The 20,136-nt window shown below is 45.5% G+C and carries 19 protein-coding genes; 13 read left to right on the forward strand and 6 right to left on the reverse strand.

The features are described 5' to 3' along the window. Positions 1 to 43 precede the first annotated feature (43 nt). The 5 genes from ACHUFQ_RS05025 to ACHUFQ_RS05045 all read left to right on the forward strand — a co-directional run bounded on the left by ACHUFQ_RS05025 (position 44) and on the right by ACHUFQ_RS05045 (position 5,914). Entirely contained in the window at positions 44 to 1,348 is a 1,305-nt protein-coding gene (locus ACHUFQ_RS05025; protein WP_394173568.1) for a YeaH/YhbH family protein, read from the forward strand. Next, a complete protein-coding gene (locus ACHUFQ_RS05030; protein WP_394173570.1) occupies positions 1,335 to 2,879 on the forward strand; it encodes a SpoVR family protein in 1,545 nt (514 codons plus the stop codon). Before ACHUFQ_RS05025 ends, ACHUFQ_RS05030 begins: the two co-directional genes overlap by 14 nt. Before the next feature lie 193 nt (positions 2,880 to 3,072). Next, entirely contained in the window at positions 3,073 to 4,485 is a 1,413-nt protein-coding gene (gene dnaB / locus ACHUFQ_RS05035) for a replicative DNA helicase (RefSeq protein WP_394173572.1), read from the forward strand. 21 nt (positions 4,486 to 4,506) lie between these two features. Next, the gene (gene alr, locus ACHUFQ_RS05040; protein ID WP_394173574.1) at positions 4,507 to 5,598 is read left to right on the forward strand and encodes an alanine racemase; all 1,092 of its coding nucleotides are present in this window, start codon (positions 4,507 to 4,509) and stop codon (positions 5,596 to 5,598) included. Between the two features lie 103 nt (positions 5,599 to 5,701). Further along, positions 5,702 to 5,914 (forward strand): DUF2375 family protein, encoded by a 213-nt coding sequence (locus ACHUFQ_RS05045; protein WP_394173576.1) that lies wholly within the window; start codon positions 5,702 to 5,704, stop codon positions 5,912 to 5,914. Between the two features lie 30 nt (positions 5,915 to 5,944). Here the strand turns inward: ACHUFQ_RS05045 and zur are convergent, their stop codons facing one another. After that, positions 5,945 to 6,379: a zinc uptake transcriptional repressor Zur gene (gene zur / locus ACHUFQ_RS05050; RefSeq protein ID WP_394173578.1), complete on the reverse strand. Its 435-nt coding sequence runs from the start codon at positions 6,377 to 6,379 to the stop codon at positions 5,945 to 5,947. A gap of 236 nt (positions 6,380 to 6,615) precedes the next feature. On the opposite strand from zur, the gene ACHUFQ_RS05055 reads away from it, so the two are divergent. Beyond that, on the forward strand, positions 6,616 to 7,914 hold the full coding sequence (locus tag ACHUFQ_RS05055; RefSeq protein WP_394173580.1) for an amidohydrolase family protein: 1,299 nt from the start codon (positions 6,616 to 6,618) through the stop codon (positions 7,912 to 7,914). A gap of 98 nt (positions 7,915 to 8,012) precedes the next feature. On the opposite strand, the gene ACHUFQ_RS05060 is transcribed toward ACHUFQ_RS05055, so the two are convergent. Then, on the reverse strand, positions 8,013 to 8,729 hold the full coding sequence (locus tag ACHUFQ_RS05060; protein WP_394173582.1) for an AraC family transcriptional regulator: 717 nt from the start codon (positions 8,727 to 8,729) through the stop codon (positions 8,013 to 8,015). A gap of 229 nt (positions 8,730 to 8,958) precedes the next feature. Between ACHUFQ_RS05060 and ACHUFQ_RS05065 the strand changes: the two genes are divergently transcribed. The 6 genes from ACHUFQ_RS05065 to ACHUFQ_RS05090 all read left to right on the forward strand — a co-directional run bounded on the left by ACHUFQ_RS05065 (position 8,959) and on the right by ACHUFQ_RS05090 (position 15,806). Continuing rightward, positions 8,959 to 10,149 (forward strand): Gfo/Idh/MocA family protein, encoded by a 1,191-nt coding sequence (locus ACHUFQ_RS05065; RefSeq protein WP_394173583.1) that lies wholly within the window; start codon positions 8,959 to 8,961, stop codon positions 10,147 to 10,149. Positions 10,150 to 10,177: 28 nt separating this feature from the next. Continuing rightward, positions 10,178 to 11,230 (forward strand): sugar phosphate isomerase/epimerase family protein, encoded by a 1,053-nt coding sequence (locus ACHUFQ_RS05070; RefSeq protein WP_394173668.1) that lies wholly within the window; start codon positions 10,178 to 10,180, stop codon positions 11,228 to 11,230. Positions 11,231 to 11,270: 40 nt separating this feature from the next. Next, complete coding sequence (locus ACHUFQ_RS05075; RefSeq protein ID WP_394173669.1) at positions 11,271 to 12,497, forward strand: MFS transporter; 1,227 nt, start codon at positions 11,271 to 11,273, stop codon at positions 12,495 to 12,497. Positions 12,498 to 12,508: 11 nt separating this feature from the next. Next, positions 12,509 to 13,102, forward strand: coding sequence for a gluconate 2-dehydrogenase subunit 3 family protein (locus tag ACHUFQ_RS05080; protein ID WP_394173585.1), 594 nt, complete (start codon positions 12,509 to 12,511; stop codon positions 13,100 to 13,102). Positions 13,103 to 13,168: 66 nt separating this feature from the next. Beyond that, a complete protein-coding gene (locus tag ACHUFQ_RS05085; protein ID WP_394173587.1) occupies positions 13,169 to 14,902 on the forward strand; it encodes a GMC oxidoreductase in 1,734 nt (577 codons plus the stop codon). Between the two features lie 10 nt (positions 14,903 to 14,912). After that, a complete protein-coding gene (locus tag ACHUFQ_RS05090) occupies positions 14,913 to 15,806 on the forward strand; it encodes a sugar phosphate isomerase/epimerase family protein (protein WP_394173588.1) in 894 nt (297 codons plus the stop codon). Between the two features lie 62 nt (positions 15,807 to 15,868). Here the strand turns inward: ACHUFQ_RS05090 and ACHUFQ_RS05095 are convergent, their stop codons facing one another. The 4 genes from ACHUFQ_RS05095 to rimK are packed head-to-tail and all read right to left on the reverse strand — an operon-like array spanning position 15,869 to position 19,129. After that, positions 15,869 to 16,738: a mechanosensitive ion channel family protein gene (locus tag ACHUFQ_RS05095; protein WP_394173590.1), complete on the reverse strand. Its 870-nt coding sequence runs from the start codon at positions 16,736 to 16,738 to the stop codon at positions 15,869 to 15,871. 16 nt (positions 16,739 to 16,754) lie between these two features. Then, entirely contained in the window at positions 16,755 to 17,189 is a 435-nt protein-coding gene (locus tag ACHUFQ_RS05100; protein WP_394173592.1) for an ATP-dependent zinc protease family protein, read from the reverse strand. Beyond that, positions 17,189 to 18,223, reverse strand: a complete 1,035-nt coding sequence (locus ACHUFQ_RS05105) for a succinylglutamate desuccinylase/aspartoacylase family protein (RefSeq protein ID WP_394173594.1) — start codon at positions 18,221 to 18,223, stop codon at positions 17,189 to 17,191. The genes ACHUFQ_RS05100 and ACHUFQ_RS05105 overlap by 1 nt, the downstream gene beginning before the upstream one ends. After that, positions 18,224 to 19,129 (reverse strand): 30S ribosomal protein S6--L-glutamate ligase, encoded by a 906-nt coding sequence (gene rimK, locus ACHUFQ_RS05110; protein ID WP_394173595.1) that lies wholly within the window; start codon positions 19,127 to 19,129, stop codon positions 18,224 to 18,226. Positions 19,130 to 19,260: 131 nt separating this feature from the next. Here rimK and ACHUFQ_RS05115 point away from each other — a divergent pair, with 131 nt between their 5' ends. After that, positions 19,261 to 20,103, forward strand: a complete 843-nt coding sequence (locus tag ACHUFQ_RS05115; RefSeq protein WP_394173596.1) for a LysR family transcriptional regulator — start codon at positions 19,261 to 19,263, stop codon at positions 20,101 to 20,103. The last annotated feature ends 33 nt before the right edge of the window (positions 20,104 to 20,136 follow it).

The following is a 20,136-nucleotide window of genomic DNA, read 5'->3' on the forward strand; positions in this document are numbered from 1 at the left end:
CGACGTTTTGGCCAGGGAATGGCGCAACCAAGGTTAACAACATATGGCTAACTTTATTGATCGACGATTGAACAGTAAAAATAAATCTATGGTGAATCGCCAGAGATTTTTTCGTCGCCACAAAAATCAAATAAAGCGATCTTTGGCAGATAGTATTAACAATCGTCAGGTAACGGACCTTACCAGTGGACAAGATGTCTCCATCGCCAGAAAAGATCTGGTGGAACCGGTGTTTCGTCAAGGCGATGGGGGTACCAAAAATCGAGTTTTTGCCGGTAATGACCAATTTGCAGAAGGCGATAAAATTCCTCGACCGAAAGCTCAGGCTGGCCCGGGAAGCGGTTCCGGTAATGCCAGCGATCGAGGGCAGGGGGAAGATGACTTTGTATTTTCTATCTCTCACGATGAATACCTGAATTTATTGTTCGATGATCTGGAATTACCCAATCTGCAGAAAAATCAGTTGGATAAACTGGTGGAATACAAAACGGTCCGCGCCGGCTATTGCGCAGAAGGTGTTCCAGCTAATATCGATATCGTGAAATCCTTACAGGGCTCAATTGCCCGCCGTATTGCCATGACCAGCAGTAAACGCCGCGAATTGAAAGCGTGTGAGCAAGAACTGATGCAGGTAATGGCGACTGATAATCCAGATCCGGACGTAATCGCACAACTTCAGGCGCAGATTGACATGCTCAATGAGCGCATCCGCGCTGTGCCGTTTATCGACAGTTTTGATTTACATTATCGAAACTATGAGAAACAGGCGGTCCCAACGTCGAAGGCGGTAATGTTTTGTTTGATGGATGTATCAGGCTCGATGGTGCAAGCGACCAAAGATATTGCCAAACGTTTCTATATTCTCCTGTATCTGTTTTTAAGCCGAACTTATCAGACCATCGATGTGGTCTATATCATTCATCATACGCAGGCAAAAGAGGTCGATGAACAGGATTTTTTCTATTCCAGAGAGACCGGTGGCACCATTGTCTCCAGTGCGCTGGAACTGATGCAGGAAATCGTTGCCGATCGCTACAGTTCCGGAGATTGGAACATCTACGCCGCACAGGCTTCTGATGGTGATAACTGGCAGGATGATACGGAAAAATGCTATGAACTTTTGAAAAACAATATCCTGCCGGCAGTTCGCTTTTACGCGTACATTGAAATCACTCAGGATTTACATAAGTCGTTATGGCAACGCTACCGGGCGTTAGCGAATCGGGAAAGTCATTTTGCGATGCGACGTATTCGTGAAATTGAAGATATCTATCCGGTGTTTAGGGATTTGTTTAAAAAAGCCCCTCAAGGTTCAGGGATTGCAGGAGTCGCGAATGTCAAAGATTAACCCAAAGGTATCCGAAGCATCCGGTGCCTATGTTGGCAGTTTGCCAGATCGTGCTGACTGGACCTTCGCGGACTTGCAGCAATATGAGCAGGAATTAGCGCGCGTTGCCGAGCATTATCGCCTTGATACCTACCCAAACCAGATTGAAATGATCACCTCTGAGCAAATGATGGATGCCTACGCCAGTGTCGGTATGCCGATTGGTTATAATCATTGGTCATTTGGTAAAAAATTTATTCAGACCCAGCAAACCTACAAACGCGGTTACATGGGACTGGCATACGAAATCGTTATCAACTCAAATCCATGCATCGCCTACTTAATGGAAGAAAACACTCTGACTATGCAGGCATTAGTGATGGCTCACGCCTGTTATGGGCACAATTCTTTTTTTAAAGGCAATTACCTGTTTCGTTCCTGGACTGACGCCAGTTCCATCATTGACTATCTGCTGTTTGCCAGAAACTATATCGCCCGCTGTGAAGAGCTTTATGGTGTCGATGAAGTCGAAACGACCCTTGATGCCTGCCATGCGTTAATGGCCCATGGCGTTGACCGTTACAAAAGGCCGCAACAAATCTCTCTTAAAGAAGAACGCAAACGCCAGAAACAACGTCAGGAATATTTGCAATCTCAGGTTAATAGTTTGTGGCAAAAAGTCGCGAAGCCGGACCCGTCGGCCACTCAACAAAAACCTCGGTTTCCACAACAGCCGCAGGAAAATCTGCTGTATTTTATCGAAAAAAATTCGCCCTTATTGCAATCCTGGCAGCGGGAGATCGTACGCATTGTTCGTAAAATGGCACAATATTTTTATCCGCAAAAGCAGACCCAGGTAATGAACGAAGGTTGGGCCTGTTTCTGGCATTATACGTTACTTAACCACCTGTATGATGAAGGCAAACTCAGCGATAAATTTATGCTGGAATTTGTTCATCACCATTCAAATGTGATTGCCCAGCCGGGATATAATAATCAGGGGTATTCTGGCATCAACCCTTACGCTCTGGGTTTTCACATGTTCAGCGATATCCGTCGTATCTGTGAGCAGCCAACCGCTGAAGATAAGGAATGGTTTCCTGATTTGGCCGGCAGTGACTGGCTGGACGCTGTGCATTTTGCTATGGAAAATTTTAAGGATGAAAGTTTTATTAGTCAGTATCTTTCGCCGAAACTGATGCGTGACCTAAAGCTTTTTCACATCAAAGATGATGCTACCAGCCCTTATATTCGGGTCGAATCGATTCACAATGAAACGGGCTACCAGCGCATCCGCCAAGCGTTGTCTAACCAATATAATCTCAGTGAAATTGAACCGAATATTCAAATTGTTGATGCCGATATCGATGGTGACAGAACCTTAACCCTAGAATATGTTCCCCATCAAAAAGTGCCGCTGCACCCGTCCCATCAGGAAGTGCTCAAACACCTGTATTATTTATGGAAATTTGACGTTAAATTAGTACAACGTGAAGAGAGTGGTAATGCCAGGATAATTGGCACCTGTCCCCCTAAGTTAGACAATGGCTAGAGCAAAGCTGGCTTGCGCAAGTACCCGGATTCGAGATTTTGTTGTTAAGGTGTAATTTTCTCTTCATTTATGCCCTGCAATAGCTTATCGTGGAGAGTCAAATTAGCGAGACCGCTATAATGTGCATCGATTGCATCTTGCATGGTTGGTATAATCGCTAAATCCGGTAATAATCGAGCAGGGTCGTTAATTCATGGCGCAAAAGCAGGCAGCGCAATCGCAAACCAATAAAGCAGTTCGGGACAAACAAGTTGAACAACTGAAAGTTGCCCCCCATTCCATGGAGGCTGAGCAATCGGTTCTGGGTGGCTTACTGTTAGATAATGAAGCTTGGGACAATGTGGCTGAACGCGTGGTAGCTCAGGATTTTTATTCCCGTTCGCATCGTATTATTTTCAACACCATTGGTGATTTGATTGAGAAAGGCAACCCGGTCGATTTAATCACCTTGTCAGAAGCGCTTGAAAATCAGCAACAAATCGATGATGTCGGTGGATTTGTTTATCTCGCTGAGATGATGAAAAACACGCCAAGTGCATCCAATATTTATGCTTATGCGGCGATTGTCCGAGAACGTGCCGTTACCCGTGAGCTAATTTCCGTTGCGAATGAAATCGCCGATGCGGGTTATGATCCCCAAGGTCGGGAAAGTAGTGAATTACTCGATTTCGCTGAATCCCGGGTATTCCAGATTGCCGAACAACGGGCAAATAAATCCGAAGGTCCGGAAAACATTCACTCGGTATTGGAAAAGACCGTCGATAAAATCGAAAAATTATATGGCCAGCCCCATGATGGTGTGACCGGTGTCAGTACCGGTTTCCAGGATCTGGATAAAATGACTGCGGGTTTACAGCCCTCTGATCTGATCATTGTTGCAGCTCGTCCGTCTATGGGTAAAACCACATTTGCGATGAACCTCGCCGAAAATGCCGCCATGATGCAGGATAAACCCGCATTAATATTCTCACTAGAGATGCCTTCCGAGCAAATCATGATGAGGATGCTCGCGTCTTTAGGCCGCATAGATCAAACCAAGATACGTACCGGTCAGTTAGGCGATGAAGATTGGGCTCGTTTATCATCGACTATGGGGTTGTTGATCGAAAAAGGCAAAATGTTTGTCGACGATGCTTCTGGTCTGACACCAACAGAAGTGCGCTCTCGTGCCCGTCGTATCCACCGTGATCACGGTGGCTTGTCGATGATAATGATCGATTATCTGCAATTGATGCGGGTTCCGTCCTTTAGTGATAACCGTACCTTGGAAATTGCGGAAATTTCCCGTTCATTAAAAGCCCTCGCTAAAGAACTGCAAGTACCGGTTATTGCCTTGTCTCAGCTAAACCGTAGTTTGGAGCAACGAGCGGATAAACGTCCGGTAAACTCAGACTTACGTGAATCAGGCTCAATCGAGCAGGATGCGGATTTGATTATGTTTATCTATCGAGATGAGGTTTATCACGATGATTCACCGGACAAAGGCACCGCAGAAATCATTATCGGTAAACAGCGTAACGGTCCGATCGGCCGGGTGCGTTTGACCTTCCAGGGACAATTCTCCCGCTTTGATAATTACGCCGGTCAGGCGTTTGAAGAAGACTAATAACGAGTTTGCAGGACTGATATGCAGGCAATTGCCACCGCGGATATTCACTTAAGTGCTCTTGACCACAACCTTGCCCTGGTAAAACACCTGGCGCCAGAAACCAAGGTTTTGGCGTTGTTAAAGGCAAATGCCTACGGACATGGTGCGTTGACGGTTGCACGCCATTTAAACGGTTCTGCTGACGCCTATGGCGTTGCTCGTATTGATGAGGCTATTGCGCTGCGCGAAGCAGGCATCAATACCCCGTTGGTCTTGATGGAAGGTTTTTTTTCGGCAACAGAATTGCCCCTGATTATCGAACATAATTTACAGCTTGTGGTTCACTGTGAGTATCAGTTACAAGCGCTTGAAGCACTAGCATCTGAGCACTTAAATGCACTAAAAGTCTGGTTAAAAGTCGACACCGGGATGCATCGTTTAGGCATAGAACCCGAACTGTTTTCATCCTTTTACCAGCGTCTTAAGGCCTGCCAGAGCGTGCAGGAAAACATCATCGTAATTAGTCATCTGAGTAGCTCTGACGAGTTGCAAAGTGATGTAACACCGCAACAAATCGCTTTGTTTAATGACTGTTGTGGCAATGGTGATTTTGAACGTTCACTGGCCAATTCAGGTGCCATCATGGCCTGGCCAGAGAGCCATTATCAATGGGTTCGCCCTGGGGTTATGCTGTATGGTGTAAATCCTTTGTACCCGGTAAGTATTGACGGGGCTCAGTTACGGCCGGTGATGACCTTGCGTTCGTCGTTGATAGCGATAAAACCGATTCATGCTGGCGACAGTGTTGGCTATGGTGCCACTTATACTGCCAAAGAAGATACCAACATTGGTGTCGTGGCGATTGGCTATGGTGATGGTTATCCCCGTCATGCAAAGGCCGGCACGCCGGTATTGGTTAACGGGCGAAAAGTCCCGTTAGTTGGTCGGGTTTCTATGGATATGATCACGGTGGATTTAGGCGCCGACAGTCAGGCGAAAATTGGTGATTATGTTGAGCTTTGGGGCAAGAACCTGGCGATTGAAGAAGTTGCCGAAAACGCCGAAACCATTGCCTATGAATTGTTATGTAATATCACCGCTAGGGTGAAAATAGACGTTTTATCAAACTAGGACTATATTGTTTATATTCCCTGTTTTCCCGCAGTCGGCAGCAGATGGCGGGAAGTGAGTAAGCATCAACGCTTAACAATTAAATTGATAAAAGGTCTTCACCATGGATACCAATAACGAAGCAATTACAGTGCTGTATTATGACCAAACAGATATGACGTCGATTTGCGCCGAAGTGCTCACCAATCTTGACGTTGAAAAAAATCAACGGGTAATTTTGCCGCAAGGATATCGGGACGATAAAATCATCGTTGCGATCTTAGATGGCGACTGCCATGTCCGTAACTCTTTAGGTGACCGCCAGGTCTATTCCTGAACCGTTGTACGGGCCGCAATAATTAATGAATTATTGGCAGGTCTGACAGGTACCATGTGCCTCGACGATTTGATGATTAATGGTGAACCCACTGGCATCTGCCATTGCTCTCATCGCCAAATCCAGGTGCCCCGATTGGATTTCCTCAACGTGCCCGCAAGTATCGCAAATCAATAATTGAACCGGATGTGAGCAATCACTAAAGTGGTGGCACAGGACAAAGGCGTTGATGGACTCTATTTTATGGACAAAGCCCTGTTTCGATAAAAAATCTAAGGCTCGATAGACGGTGGCCGGTTTAGCTCCGGGATCTACCGCTTGTAATTTTTCCAGCAGATCATAGGCACCGATGGCCTGTTCATTTTCGGCCATTAACATAAACACTTGTTCACGTGCATTGGTTAACCTGGCACCGCGTTGTTTGCAGGTTTTCTGGGCTTGTTGTAGGAGCTCTTGTGCCTTCATAATGGTGTTGGACTATGACTTTTCATTCAGTGTAACACAGTCATTGGTTTTCCTTAAACCAGAGTGAAACGTGACATGTTTACAAAGAGTCGGGGATTAATTGCCCTAATTAGGAGATTAAATTTTCTCCACAAGCAAAGCTGTACTAACATATAAACAGAGATAATTGAGAATAACCGTATGACGTCCAAGCGATTTGATTAAGCAGTTCAAAATGCTGACATTGAGATTTGTTTATGAACTTTCGCTTTCCATTGTCAATTTTATTGATATTGGTGTTCGCCTCTCCAGTGTTTGTCTGTAAGGCTCAAAACCAACCAACCTTATTTATGGATGGTAAGGTTTGGGATCCTGCACTGGGTTTTGTAAAAAAAGATTTATGTGTACTCAGACAAAAATTTGTGGTCCTGAGCAAGTGCTTTCGCTCGCAAAAAAAGGTCTCTCTGGTCGATTATTTTCTCGTTCCCCCCCTGGCTGACGCGCAACACTATGTCGCCGCCGTCGATAAAACCCGAAGTGATGCACTACTTCGCAGCGGCGTTTTTTACACTATGAATGCCAACGCTTCCAGCACCGACTTACCGCGCTTTAAGAGTTTTTTCAGCAGTCCTACAACCTATGATATGGCCTTAATGCAAGGTGCCATCACCTCCGATTTTAAAGAGATTGATAATAGCCTGGCGGGCCTTGCGCCAACGCCATACGAACTGAACAAAAGCGGTTCTAATCAGGTTTATCGCATCAAGGACAAATTCGATATTCCCAAAACCGCGAAACAACTCAGTGAACAGGGAAGTCAGTTGGTTAAAGTGTTTCTCTATCATTCAGAGCGACATCACTCCCGAAAAAACCGGTTGGATGTTGACACTACTTATGGCGTAGATCCTGAGCTAATGGCCAATGTCGTGGAAACCTTCCATCACTACGGCATTAAGGTAATGGCTCAGGTAGAAACTGACTTTGACACTCGTATTGCGGCAGAAGCAGGGGTCGATTTTATCACCCAGTTACCAGGGCATAGCCTTAGCAATGACGACTCGATTCAGCAAAGCGCTAAGCTGTCGATGAAAACCATTCAGGCGATACAGAAAAACCAGGTGAAAGTGATCCCGGTTTATCATCTTGCCCGCACCGTAGCCCGGCAAAGCGGCAAAAACGTAGACAATAACTCTGGATTACAGCAACATTATCAATTGCAGCGCAATAACTTACAAATGCTGCAGGCGTACAGTATTCCAATTTTAATGGGGAGCGGTGGGTATGCCAGGGTGTTTGACGAGGCCAAACACTATTACTTAATCGGTGCCTTTTCTCGTCAGGAAACCTTAAACACGATTTTTTCTACATCACGTCACCTTTTCCCAAAACGGAAAATTGGTTGTTTTGATGTCGGTTGTGATGCCAGCTTTCTGGTTCTGGCAAAAGACCCTGGAGAAGGGTTGGAGACGCTCAACCGCATCGAGTATTCAATGAAACAGGGGCAGCAAATCGTGGCGCCATCAAAAGTACTGCGTCCAAGGTTTCGTCGCAAATAATCAGCAGCCTTTCCTTTAGCCATCATGTTTATCGAACCTAAACATAACATAACCTCCATTTATCCTTGCCGGATCGTCAACGTCTGGAGCTATCGGCACTAGCGTTGTCGAATTTCAGAAGGTTGCTCTGCAAACATACTTTTATATTGACGACAAAAGTAACTGTGATCGGTAAAGCCTGTTTTGTATGCCACCTCGGCAATGGGTAACTGGGTTTCTAATAAGAGTTTTCGAGCTTTTTCTAATCGAAATTCATTGATGAACTGTTTTGGCGTCTTACCCAAATGTTTTTTAAAGCGACGTTCAAGCGCGCTAATCGATAAACAGGTGATTTGCGCCAGGGTTTCGATGGCTATTTGCTGTTGATAATGTTGCTTGATGTATTCCAGTGGAATATGGATCGCATCAAGGGATTTAAATAGTTGCGGTGTTTTGCCAAGCGACCGGGTATAACCGTAGGAGCCAATAATCTGCCCCTGCTCATCTTTAATGGGGCGCTTAGTGGTCGTAAACCAGCCAATATCTTCCCCTTCCAGTACATTCATCTCGATGCGGTTGGTCACCAGTTCACCGGCGAGAATGCGCTGATCGTCGCGGATAAATTGCTTGGCAATATGATGTGGGGAAAAGGCATAATCGGATTGTCCCAATATCTTGTCCAATTGGTTAATCCCCAGGTTATCGAGAAACGCCTGATTGGCATATAAGATTTGTGATTGAGTGTCTTTCACCCAGAACAAAATGTCCGGAATGAACTCAAAAATTGTTATGAGTTGTTCCGAATTAAAATTTTTCAGCTGTCGTAAATAGTCCATTAGCCTGCACGCCATGAGTTATTTTCATTCATAGTACGCTATGAATGAATTTTTTTAAACGCCGATTTTGTACAAATTGTGTCCGATTTTGTGTTAACGCTATTGTTAAACAAACGATAGACTCAAATAGTACCTGTCTGTTTCTCCGTTTTCCCTAACAATAATCGGAGAAAAGTTAGCGTACCAGTATCTGCTTGTTTTACCTATTAATAATCAAAAGAAGGGCAGTATGGATTCAAAAACAAGAAAAATTCGTATGGGGATGGTCGGCGGTGGCCAAGGTGCATTTATTGGTGAAGTGCATCGCATGGCGGCAGCGCTGGATGGTAAGATTGAACTCGTTTGTGGGGCATTCAGTCGCAATCCTGAAAATTGCGCCAGTACCGGAAAAGCTTTGTGCCTCGACCCGAACCGAAGTTATACCAGCTATCAGCAAATGTTTGCGATGGAGGCGGAACTTCCTGCCGAGCAACGCATGGATTTCGTGGCGATAGTCACTCCTAATAATTCCCACTTTGACATTGCCAAACTTGCTCTTGAGCATGGCTTTCATGTCTTATCTGACAAACCTGCAACCTTTAACCTGCAAGAGGCTCTCGACCTAAAGCAATTAATTAATCAGCATCAACGATTATACGCACTCACCCATACCTACAACGGTTATCCCATGGTGAAACAGGCGAAAGCCATGGTTGCCAATGGTGAGCTTGGCAAGGTTCGCAAAGTGGTGGTGGAGTATCCTCAAGGGTGGTTGGCCGCCGAACCGGATAGTGATAACAAACAAGCTGCCTGGCGCCTGGATCCCGCACAAAGTGGGATCAGTTGTTGTATGGGGGATATTGGGGTTCATGCCGCGAACCTAGCCGAATACATCTGTGGCGATCATATTGATCAAATTTGTGCCGATTTAAATTCCATCGTTGCTGGCAGAGAGCTGGACGATGACGGCGTGGTGTTATTGAAATTTGCCAAGGGCGCAAAAGGCGTGTTGATGGCAAGCCAGATATCCGTCGGAGAAGAGAATGCGTTAAATATTCGTATTTATGGTGAGCATGCGGGGTTGAAATGGTCGCAGCAGGAACCGAATAGTCTTTGGCAGGTATTCAATGACAAACCTGCCAAGTTATACCGTACCGGTGTTGGCGACCTCTATCCAGGGGCGCAGGCTGCAACTCGCACACCAGCAGGACACCCGGAAGGATACCTTGAAGCTTTTGCCAATATCTATGGTAATTTTGCCGCGCAACTTCATGCCTTCAATAACCAACATACCTGTGACAATCAAACCTTTGATGTCCCAGGAATTGAAGAGGCGATTCGCGGCATGGCATTTATCGAAAATACGGTTTCAGCAAGTAGCTCAGAACAAAAATGGCATCCGTTGTCACTAACACCAACACCAGCACCATCGAAACGTTAATTTACAAGGAAGCCAAATAATGACCGCAATGAAAGCAATAAAGGGACCGGCAATATTTCTCGCGCAATTCGCAGACGACGTTGCGCCGTTCAATAGTTTACCTGCCATTTGTCAGTGGGTATCAAGTTTAGGCTATAAGGCGATTCAGATCCCAACCTGGGATAAACGCTTATTTGATCTGGAGCTGGCAGGGGAGTCGAAAACCTATTGTGATGAGATCAAAGGCATCGCAGCTGAGCATGGCTTGGCGATTAGTGAGTTGTCCACACATCTTCAAGGGCAATTGGTGGCGGTAAATCCCGCCTATGATGCGATGTTTGATAATTTTGCGCCGCCTGAGTTTCGCAATAATCCTAAACAACGACAAATCTGGGCAACAGAGCAAATGCGACTAGCGGCCCAAGCCAGTGGATATCTGGGGTTAAAATCCCATGCGACCTTTTCTGGCGCATACTTGTGGCATACCGTTTACCCTTGGCCACAACGGCCACAGGGGCTAGTAGAGCAGGGCTTTGAAGCCTTGGCTGAGCGTTGGTTACCGATTTTAAACCAGTTTGACCAAGCCGGCGTTGATGTCTGCTATGAACTTCACCCCGGTGAAGACTTGCATGATGGATTAACGTTTGAGCGCTTTTTAGAGGCGACGAACAACCATCCGCGCGCCAATATTCTTTACGATCCTAGTCACTTTGTGTTGCAGCAGCTCGACTATCTGGCTTTCATCGATATTTATCATGAACGCATTAAGGCATTTCACGTTAAAGATGCGGAATTTAACCCATCTGGTAAATGCGGTGTTTATGGTGGTTATGCCGATTGGACCGACAGAGCCGGACGTTTTCGTTCGCTTGGCGACGGACAAATCGATTTTAAACAAATTTTTAGCAAGCTTACCCAGTATGGCTTCGATGGCTGGGCCGTACTTGAATGGGAGTGTTGTATTAAAAATCCCGTCGATGGTGCTACGGAGGGGGCAAAATTTATAGCTGATCATTTGATTAACCCTACGGAGAAAGCTTTTGATGATTTCGCCGGTGGTGAGCCGGATATCGAATTAAACAACCGTATTTTAGGGCTATAAGGCAACCCGTCTTATTGCGTTTACGTACCTGAAGGAACACATAATGAGTGATAATAATAACCAAAAAATCTTTAATTTATGTTGTATTGCCTTAACCGTTACCTCGATGACCTTTGCCATACGGGCGGGTATCCTTGGCCAGCTTGGCGCTGACTTTGGGTTAAACGGCGAAGAGCTTGGCTGGGTAAATGCCATGGCATTTCTTGGCTTCCCAGTCGCAACTATGGTTGGTGGCATTATTTACAACGAGATTGGTGCACGCAAGTTAATTGCGCTGGCCTTTATCTGCCATTTGTTGGGATTGATTCTAACCATTACTGCTGGCGGTTTCTGGGGCTTGCTTATCTCGACATTTTTAATTGGCTTTGCCAATGGTGCGGTTGAAGCTGGCTGCAACCCATTAATCGCGGAAACTTATCCCGACCGAAAAACCACCATGTTAAATCGTTTTCACGTCTGGTTCCCTGGCGGCATAGTCATCGGTGCCTTGTTGTCGAACCTGATGACGGGCTATGGTCTTAACTGGCAATGGCAGGTCGGTATTATTGTTATTCCAACGCTGTGGTACGGGATGATGATGTTGAAAACGGTGTTTCCGACTTACGATGATAAATTGCACTCCACCACAGACAACCTACGTAATCTGTTCAATCCTCTGTATCTGTTTTTAGTTATCTGTATGACCTTAACGGCAACTACCGAACTGGGAACTCAACAGTGGATTGAGAAAATCCTTGGTGCCAGCGGTGCCTCACCAATGCTGGTGCTGGCATTGATCACTGGATTAATGGCGGTAGGACGTTACTTCGCCGGTCCTATTATTAAAACCTTTAATCCGACAGGCGTCCTGATTGGTTCGGCTCTCTTTGCCAGTGCCGGTATCTACATGATGAGTATTGCATCAGGAAATCTCATTTATGTGGCAGCCATTTTATTTGCCATTGGTTGTACGTACTTTTGGCCAACCATGCTCGGCTGTGTTGCTGAATACACGCCAAAAACCGGCGCATTAGGCATGTCACTTATCGGTGGGGTAGGCATGTTTGCAGTAAGTATGTGGAATCCAGTGATTGGTGGTTGGATTGATACCGCGTCAGAACAGGCACAACAAATGAACCTGAGCGATGTAGAGGCGAATATTTTTGCCGGGCAAACGGTATTGCAAAACTTATTGATGTTTCCTTTGATTCTGATTATCGCTTTTGTCATTCTGTATGTGCTGGTTAAAAAACAAACAAGCAACGCTCAGATCGCAAGTTCAAATTAGGATGGAGTAATATGGAGCAGGAAAGACGCAGGTTTATTGCCAATTTGACTCGGATATTAGGTTCCGGGGCAGCATTAATAACGATCAATGCAACCCATGTCAGTGCTGCTCTTGCTTATCAGAGGTCGCTGAATTCAAGCCTAAGAGCGGGCGCATTGTTGAACCTTGAGCAAATGCAAATCCTGCATGATGTTTGCCAGACGATTATCCCGAAAACGGATACGCCCGGTGCCGCAGATCTTGATTGTCATGGATTTATCGATCATCAATTATCTGTTGTACATACCGCGGCGCAACAGCGCGCCGTTATCGCGGTGCTACGCAGCATTCACACCATTAGCAACGCTCAGTTTAAGCTCTCATTTACCGGTCTCAACGACACCCAAAAGCAGCAGTGTCTCGAAAATATTGAACGGGGAAAGTGGGGCGATACCAAACTTATCGAAAACTTTAAATTTTTAAAGTCATTAACTGCTTTTGGTTACTTCACTTCTGAAATTGGCGCGACAAAGGTCTTGAATTATCAGCCTGTCCCAGGCGGATATCGCGGTTCAATACCATTTACCAATGAGACCAGAAACTACGGTTCTCATGCTCGTTATTAATGACGCCAATGGCGTGGTTGCTAAAGGATAGTCCAAAAACAATAACTAAAATCAGGTTTGGATGAAATGTCAGAATATCGCTATATCAATGAAAGCAAAGAAACGTTTGACGTGTTAATCGTCGGCTCTGGCGTCACTGGTGGCTGGGCAGCAAAGGAGTTTTGTGAGCGCGGTTATAAAACTTTGATGATAGAACGGGGCCGTGTTGTTAAGCATCGCCAAGATTATACATCCGAGGGGAAGGGGCCTTGGCAGTTTCCTAACCGAACTAAAGTCGATAACTTGCTGGCGGAACAGCAACATAAGGTACAGCGAAAGTGTTATGCATTTAATGATGCCACCAAACAGTTTTTTGGTAACGATCGAGATTTACCTTACTCAACAGAGCAAGGCACCGGATTTGAGTGGATCCGCGCGAATCAACTTGGTGGAAAGTCGCTATTGTGGCATCGGCAAAGCTATCGTTGGAGTGATTATGATTTTAATGCCAATAAGGCTGATGGTCATGGCATAGACTGGCCCGTGCGACTAAAAGACCTTGAAGCCTGGTATGCGCATGTGGAACGTCATGCGGGTATTTCGGGTAACTACGACAATTTATCGCAACTCCCCAACAGTGAATTTCTGCCGGCATTTGAAATGAATTCGCCAGAGAAAATGATCCAGCATAAACTCGCTAGTCTCTATCCGGACAGGCCTTTGTTAATGGGGCGTTGCGCGCATTTAACCGAGCCGACCCAGTATCATATCGAGCAGGGACGAATGCGTTGCATGGCTCGGGATGAATGTCAAAAAGGCTGTTCGTTTGGGGCGTATTTTTCGTCGCAAAGCTCCACCTTACCAGCGGCGGCAAAAACCGGTAATTTGTATATCGCTCCCAATAGTGTTGTTCACAGTTTGATTTACGATGAAAGTAGCAACCGAGTTAAAGGGGTCCGGGTAATTGATAACGAGGATCTCAGCACCCGAGAATATTTTGCCAACGTCGTATTTTTATGTGCTTCGACCTTAGGCTCTACCCAGATTTTATTAAATTCCACTTCAAAAACTTTCCCGAATGGTTTGGCCAACCGCTCAGGTGTGCTTGGTCATTATCTTATGGATCATAACTATAATGCCGGTGCCAGCGGCCGTGTCGAAGGATTTGAAAATGAGTTTTATTCAGGTCGTCGTCCTACGGGACCCTATATTCCTAATTTCAGGTACGAACCTAAGCGCTATGGAAAAGGTTTTGTTCGCGGCTATGCATTGGCTGGCGCGGCCGGGCGCAGTGACTGGCGTCATAATAGCCAGGCGGATGGTATCGGCGCCGAATATAAAGCCTCATTAATAACACCTGGCAGTTGGTTTTTCGGGCTATATGCCCAAGGCGAAATGTTACCCAGGTACGAGAATGAGGTGGCGTTGCATGCGACGAAAAAAGATAAATGGGGCATCCCCCAATTGCATATCAATTGTACCTGGTCTGAGAATGAACGCCTGATGATGGATGACGCTGCTGAGCAGGCAGAAAAGATGTTAACCGATGTGGGGCTGACCAATGTAGAGTCCTGGACATCGTATGATACCAATCATCCTGGGCTGGCGATTCATGAGGTTGGTACCGCTAGAATGGGAATTGATCCCAAACAGTCGGTATTAAATGGTTATAACCAGAGCCACGATATTCCCAATTTATTCGTCACCGACGGCAGTGCGTTTTGCTCTTCTGCGGTGGTAAACCCTTCACTGACGTTTATGGCATTTACTGCTCGCGCGGTAGCTTATTGTGCCAATGAAATGAAAAATAAACGGATATAGAGAGCAGATTATGAAACGATGCAACAAACAGACGCCGATAGCCATGTTGTTAATGGTTGGTTTTTTGTTGGCTGGAGGGACAGGCATGGTCAGTGCGAACAGCGAGGTAACGTTACCCGGGGTGAGTATTCAGCTTTGGTCGGTAAAAGAAGACTTAAGCAAGGATTTTGATGGCACGTTAACGAAACTTGCGAATATGGGGTTTGCGAGCGTCGAGTTTGCCGGAGAATTTGGACATTATGCAGATAACCCGAAAGCGCTTAAACAGACAATGGATAATCTGGGACTCAAAGGTAGTGGCGCGCATGTCAGTTTTGAGCAATTGAATGCTCAGAATCTGGAAAAAACCGTCGCTTTTTATCAGGCGCTGGACGTTAACTACTTAATTATCGGTTGGGATGAACGTGCCTGGGACTCGCAACGCATTGATGAAGTGGTGCAGTTGTTAAATCAGGCAGCGGAGCAGCTTAAAAAATTCGGGTTGCAGGTCGGATTTCACAACCATGATCATGAGTTTGACGATTATCAAAATTCGACGTTTTGGGACTATATTGCTATCAATACGGACGCAGCTGTTATCTTGCAGCAGGATGTGGGATGGACCACTTATGCCGGTAAAGACCCAGTCGATTATGTAAAACGTTACCCAGGGCGCACCCAGACCACGCACTATAAAGTCTTAGCACTGGACAAATACCCGGATTTAATTCCTTTGATTGGCAAAGGGGAAACAGATTGGCCGGCATTGGTTCAGGCGAATATAAAGGTGGGTGATACGCGGTGGCTGGTGGTGGAACAGGAAGAAACACCAAAAGGAATGACGCGCATGCAAGCAGTGGAAAAATCGCTACATGCGCTTAACCAATACCTCAATATTTACCGTAACCAATCGTTGAGTAAATAATTCACCGCGAGTGTCATTGACTTAGAAAGTAATAACATCTCGCGAGCTAAGGCTTATGAATTTCAGAGCCTGGTGGGGGATCTTGTCAGCGCTAATGTGCCATCGATATGAATATCGCGCTGCGGGAAAGCGATAACGATGTTTTGCGCGTTGAATGCACGATCAATGTCAAAGCGGATGTCGCTGGAAACGGCTCTAAGACCGCCATCGACTTTTGAATTAATCCAAAAAAACACTTCAAAAATAAGCGCATTATCACCAAAATCCTGGAAAAATACCGCTGGAGCTGGTGTCTCTAACACATCTTTGTGGGCAATGGCTGAAGCTAGAATCAGGTCTTTGACCTGTTGGCAATCACTACCATATTGCACGCCGATGGTTACGGTTCCGCGCACCAAACTATCGCGCAGGGTCCAGTTTACCACGGTATTTTCAATCAATTTGCTATTGGGAATAAGCAAATGCACGCCGTCTGTGCGCCGAATACGGGTTGAGCGAGTATTAATTTCCTCAACCACGCCTTTGACGCCCTCGACCTCGAGAAAATCTCCGATTCGTATCGGCTTTTCGCCTATCAGTATCCAACCACTGATAAAGTTATTGATGATGTTCTGAGCACCAAAACCAAAACCAATGGCGACCGCGCCGGATAAAAAGGCAAAAGCCGCAATGGGCACATTAAGCATCGACAAGGTGGTCATAAACACAATGGCAATGGCGATAATGGCGATTACTCGTTGCGTCAGCTGAATAATGTTTGGATCTTTTTCGCGTCGGGTGAGTGCGTTGGTTAACAGGTTTATGAGCAACCGCACCCCCCAAAAGCTTAACCCCAGCCACAAAGGAATAATAAGCACTTCGCCCAGCGTTAAAGGCTCTTCGTTAAAGGTCAGTAGGGTATAGTTTAAGATAGCGTCTAGTTTTTCCATCATAGTGCTAATCCACTCTTTATTCTTCGCTGTTACTGATAATAAATGCCCGGGATGGGTCAATATAAAACTTGTCTCCCAACCCTTGTCTGCCTAATAACATCAAATAGGTCATATCGGAACGATCCGTTAAGGTGATTTCAATAGGCCAGGTTAATTTGCCTAAGGTCGCCATTGTCTGGATCACAAAACGTTGCTCACTGACACCATTTGAAGACTTAACCTGACGGATATCAAAAATTGCCGCCCGACAACGGGTTACGTGATCAATATCATAAAAATCAGGATGAAGATCGAATTCAACGCCTTGTTTGCCATCAATTTTTATTTTTTTGATATTGTCCACGTGCAATGAGGATGTTTGTGCGCCAGAGTCAATTCTGGCGCTTAATTGCGTAATGCCTAAATCCGACAAGCCAATTTCCTCAAGCCTGCCGATAACCAGTTTTTCCATTACAGCAAAACCTCTTTGATGGGTTCTTCGCCAACAAAATCGTCGGTCACCGATTCAATATGCTCGGCAACTTTGTCTTCGTCTTCTTTAAAGTAGGCAATATGATACATCGCTTCTCCCTCTTGAATTAAAGGAATATTCTGTTTTCCGATAATAACCCCGCGATTATTGGCCAGTACTTTGCCTAAAACCTCGCCGTAAGGGCTACCAATTTCGGCGAGAACATCGCCTTTCTCGACGCTATCACCCAGACCAAAATTATGTGTGACGATGCCACTAACACTGGCTCTAACCCAGCCGCTATTTTCAGCAACAAAAGGTTCACGCATGGATTTACTTGGTTTGCCTTTAGCCACCATACCTAAATGCCTGAGAATATTGATGATACCTTTTAGGCCGATACGGATCGACAGTTCATCAAAACGCAATGCTTCTCCCGCTTCATAGAGCAACACTTTGGTATTCATGGTTACTGCTGCTTCTCTTAACGAACCATCAAGTACGTTCGAGTGCAACACAACGGGTGCGGCAAATACGTTTGCCAACAACCGAGTTTCTTCATCGTTTAAATCGGCGCGGATCTGTGGCAAATTGGAACGGTGAATCGCCCCCGTATGCAAATCAATGCCGTAATCGCAATGGGTAACCACTTCCTGCAAAAATGTATTCGCGACCCGCGCAGCCAACGAGCCTTTAGAGCTGCCAGGAAAGCTACGGTTCAAATCGCGTCTATCGGGCATATAACGACTTTGGTTCACGACGCCATAGACATTGACCATAGGAACCGCGATAACCGTCCCCCGGGTTATTTTAAAGCTTTTTAAATTAACCAGACGACGAATGATTTCAATACCGTTTAGCTCGTCACCATGCACCGCTGCACTGATAAATACCGTAGGCCCCTGGCGTTTGCCACGAACAATATATAATGGCAAATCGACTTCCGCGTCGGTATAAAGTCGCGCAACAGGTAGCGCGATCTTCTTACTTTCACCGGGTAGGATGGTTTGTCCGCCGATAACAAATTCGTTCATTTATCCTTTACCTCGTGTGCGATTGCTGTTTTGTTTGGCATTTTTTTCAATAAACTCAATGATTTTTGCCGCAACATCTAAATTTGTCGCCGATTCAATACCTTCCAACCCCGGAGAAGAATTCACTTCCATTACCATAGGGCCTGATTGAGAACGCAGCAGATCGACGCCGCACACGTTTAAGCCCATGGCTTTGGCAGCATTAACCGCAGTTTCCCGCTCTTCTTTGGACAACTTCACTATCTCAGCAGAACCGCCGCGGTGCAGGTTGGAACGAAATTCTCCTTCTGCCCCCTGACGCTTCATTGCGGCCACGACTCGATTACCGACGACTAAACAACGAATATCGGCGCCGCCCGCTTCTTTGATGAATTCCTGTACCAAAATATTGGCTTTCAAATCCATAAATGCTTCGATAATACTTTCTGCCGCTTTTGCGGTATCGGCCAATACCACGCCAATGCCTTGTGTGCCTTCGAGCAATTTGATCACCAAAGGCGCGCCACCAACATTCTTGATCAGATCTTTAATGTTGTCTGATTTGCTGGCAAAACCCGTACGTGGCAAGCCAATGCCCTTGCGTGATAACAGCTGTAATGAGCGTAATTTGTCACGTGAGCGGCTTATGGCCACGGATTCATTGACATTAAACGTTCCCATCATCTCAAACTGTCGAGCCACTGCGGTACCATAGAAGGTAATCGAAGCGCCGATTCTAGGGATAATGGCATCATATCGTGGTAGCTCTTCCCCATGGTAACGAACCGTAGGTCGACTACTGGTGATATCCATATAGCAATGCAATGTATCAATGACATCGACTTCATGGCCTTTTGCCTGACCTGCCGCAACCAGACGTCGGGTAGAGTAAGATTTAGGCTCACGGGAAAGAATCGCTATTTTCATGTGTTTAGTTCCAAAAAGTTGCTGCATCGGCAGCGGAATATTAAGTTGCGGTAACTTTAGTTGTAATTTAGTGAAAGCAAAAACTAAATAAACTATGGTATATTGATAAAAAATATTTGTTAGTTGGCGCGATGAAAATAGAACTCTTATCGACTTTTTTGGAAGTCAGTCACACCTTACATGTGCGGATAGCGGCGGAAAATTTGTTTCTAACCCAGGCAGCAGTTAGCGCCCGCATTAAACAACTGGAAACGGAATTAGGCGTACTGCTTTTTGATCGCTCGCAAAAGCGTTTGAAACTGACCGCTGAGGGCCATCGCCTCAATAAGCATGCCCGGGAAATGCTTACCTTATGGCAAAAAACAAAGTTGGACGTAGGGATTGCGCAGCATAACTCGACGCAGCTTTTTGTTGGCTCAATCACTTCTATCTGGGATGTTGTTTTACAAGACTGGTTGATAAAAATCCATCGCAATTTGGATGATGTTTGTTTATATACCAATACCTATTCTTCGCTTGAGCTGCGCAAACAAATTCAAACCCGCTTACTGGATATTGCCTTTTTATTCGAGCCAACTTACAGCGAAGATGTGATCACTGAAAAAGTTGCCACGGTACCGTTACAGCTCGTTTCTTCCATAGAAAATCAACAAGTTAGTGAAATTGAAAATTTTATCACGGTCGATTACGGTGAATCGGTAAACTCGCAGTTTCAAAGGCATTTCAACGAATTAATCGCGCCTCGTCATCATATGAGCCAGCCCCGAGTCGCACTAAATTTTATTCTCGACGTCGGCGGTTCTGCGTACTTACCAAGACAGTTGTGTTTTGAATATATAAGAAAGAAAAAATTGTTTGTTGTCGATGAGACACCCATTTATGAACGAGAAATCTTTGCCGTATACCTGGTGCAAAATCAGAAAATTTCTACCATAAAAGATGCCTTGCAGATATTCCCATACATACGGAGTTGATAAGCATTATTTATCAACTTCCGGGTTTTTGAT

Source organism: Thalassotalea litorea, from assembly GCF_043642205.1.
Taxonomy (GTDB): Bacteria; Pseudomonadota; Gammaproteobacteria; order Enterobacterales; family Alteromonadaceae; genus Thalassotalea_A; species Thalassotalea_A litorea.

What these genes read in the sequence shown, in the direction of transcription:
- ACHUFQ_RS05065 (WP_394173583.1), top strand. Translation starts at nt 8,959, where the DNA reads ATGGATTCAAAAACAAGAAAAATTCGTATGGGGATGGTCGGCGGTGGC.
- alr (WP_394173574.1), top strand. Translation starts at nt 4,507, where the DNA reads ATGCAGGCAATTGCCACCGCGGATATTCACTTAAGTGCTCTTGACCAC.
- ACHUFQ_RS05055 (WP_394173580.1), top strand. Translation starts at nt 6,616, where the DNA reads ATGAACTTTCGCTTTCCATTGTCAATTTTATTGATATTGGTGTTCGCC.
- ACHUFQ_RS05070 (WP_394173668.1), top strand. Translation starts at nt 10,178, where the DNA reads ATGAAAGCAATAAAGGGACCGGCAATATTTCTCGCGCAATTCGCAGAC.
- ACHUFQ_RS05060 (WP_394173582.1), bottom strand. Translation starts at nt 8,729, where the DNA reads ATGGACTATTTACGACAGCTGAAAAATTTTAATTCGGAACAACTCATA.
- ACHUFQ_RS05090 (WP_394173588.1), top strand. Translation starts at nt 14,913, where the DNA reads ATGAAACGATGCAACAAACAGACGCCGATAGCCATGTTGTTAATGGTT.
- rimK (WP_394173595.1), bottom strand. Translation starts at nt 19,129, where the DNA reads ATGAAAATAGCGATTCTTTCCCGTGAGCCTAAATCTTACTCTACCCGA.
- ACHUFQ_RS05080 (WP_394173585.1), top strand. Translation starts at nt 12,509, where the DNA reads ATGGAGCAGGAAAGACGCAGGTTTATTGCCAATTTGACTCGGATATTA.
- ACHUFQ_RS05095 (WP_394173590.1), bottom strand. Translation starts at nt 16,738, where the DNA reads ATGATGGAAAAACTAGACGCTATCTTAAACTATACCCTACTGACCTTT.
- ACHUFQ_RS05030 (WP_394173570.1), top strand. Translation starts at nt 1,335, where the DNA reads ATGTCAAAGATTAACCCAAAGGTATCCGAAGCATCCGGTGCCTATGTT.
- ACHUFQ_RS05105 (WP_394173594.1), bottom strand. Translation starts at nt 18,223, where the DNA reads ATGAACGAATTTGTTATCGGCGGACAAACCATCCTACCCGGTGAAAGT.
- ACHUFQ_RS05025 (WP_394173568.1), top strand. Translation starts at nt 44, where the DNA reads ATGGCTAACTTTATTGATCGACGATTGAACAGTAAAAATAAATCTATG.
- ACHUFQ_RS05045 (WP_394173576.1), top strand. Translation starts at nt 5,702, where the DNA reads ATGGATACCAATAACGAAGCAATTACAGTGCTGTATTATGACCAAACA.
- ACHUFQ_RS05085 (WP_394173587.1), top strand. Translation starts at nt 13,169, where the DNA reads ATGTCAGAATATCGCTATATCAATGAAAGCAAAGAAACGTTTGACGTG.
- ACHUFQ_RS05100 (WP_394173592.1), bottom strand. Translation starts at nt 17,189, where the DNA reads ATGGAAAAACTGGTTATCGGCAGGCTTGAGGAAATTGGCTTGTCGGAT.
- ACHUFQ_RS05115 (WP_394173596.1), top strand. Translation starts at nt 19,261, where the DNA reads ATGAAAATAGAACTCTTATCGACTTTTTTGGAAGTCAGTCACACCTTA.
- zur (WP_394173578.1), bottom strand. Translation starts at nt 6,379, where the DNA reads ATGAAGGCACAAGAGCTCCTACAACAAGCCCAGAAAACCTGCAAACAA.
- dnaB (WP_394173572.1), top strand. Translation starts at nt 3,073, where the DNA reads ATGGCGCAAAAGCAGGCAGCGCAATCGCAAACCAATAAAGCAGTTCGG.